The sequence below is a fragment of the Paenibacillus sp. 1SOY10 genome, assembly GCF_056836745.1.
The window spans coordinates 1-1,229 of record NZ_JBXENK010000021.1; the positions used below are offsets into that span (position 1 = coordinate 1).

Below are 1,229 nucleotides of genomic sequence, written 5' to 3' on the forward strand. Positions count from 1 at the left end.
TGGACCTCTGTCAAGAAAGTGGACACTCTTTAGCCGACTTTTCTCTTATTGAACTGTGCAGCAAAACGAACCGGCGATAAATAACCAAGTGAACCGTGGATACGTTTGCGGTTGTAGAAAAACTCAAGATAGCGGTAGATTTCATCGTAGGCTTGTTGCTTAGTCTTGAATCGCTTGCAGTAAATAAGCTCTTTCTTGAGAATGCTGTGAAAAGACTCTATACAGGCATTATCATAACAATTCCCTTTGCGGCTCATGCTGGCCGTCATGTGATACGTGTTGAGTTGTTCTCTGTACTCGTGAGAGGCATATTGAGCCCCGCGATCCGAATGGTGGAGTAGCCCCTTTTGGGGCTGTTTCGCTTCATAAGCCGCTTTCAGCGCATCCAAAACAAGTCCTGTCGTCATTCGGTCATACAAACGCCAACCTACAATCTCACGAGTGCATAGGTCCATGACGCTGGCCAGGTACAATCGGCCTTCTCTACAAGGAATATACGTAATGTCGGTCACCCAAACTTGGTTCGGTTTCTTCACGTGAAACTGCTGGTTTAAGAGGTTAGGAGCAATTGGCAAGTCATGGGTGGAATCCGTCGTTTGCACCTTGTATTTCCGCACCACACAAGCGCGAAAACCAAGCTCTTGCATGTACAAACCCACAGTTCTCTCCGTGACAAGTTGCCCTTCCTGATTCAGCATATACGTAATTTTAGGAGCCCCATAACGCTGCTCGGAATCATGGAAATGGTAGGCTATTCTTTTTAGCAGGTGTGCCTTACGCAGCTTCTGCTGGCTTGGCTTGTTCTTCCGCCATTTGTAGTAGCCGCTCCGGGAAACATGAAACACCTTGCACATCTTCGCCAAAGAAAACTCGGAGCGATGATTTTCTATAAAATGAAATCTTAGCTCTTTGGTTTGCTGAAGATGTGCACTGCTTTTTTTACAATGGCAAGTTCTTCTTCCACATCGGAGATACGTTCCTGACTTTCACGGAGCTCTCGTTCCTTATCTTTCAAGAGTTGTTCCAATTCTCGAACCCGTTCCACACTGGAAATGGACTCGTTCTTAAACTCGCGATATTTGGATTTCCAGACATGTAACGTCTTCGCTGGGATGTCCATCTCTAGGGCGATTTCCTCCACCGATTTCGTCTGTTCATAGAGATATTTGGCCGTTTGTCTCTTGAATTCTTCGTTATAGCGATTCCGTTGCTCACTCATGTGAACACCT

Annotated in this window: 1 pseudogene; it reads right to left on the reverse strand. The window is 46.0% G+C overall.

What is annotated here, in order from left to right:
• Positions 1-29: 29 nt before the first annotated feature.
• A pseudogene (locus AC1VOR_RS22955) lies at positions 30-1,219 on the reverse strand (IS3 family transposase).
• Positions 1,220-1,229: the final 10 nt, after the last annotated feature.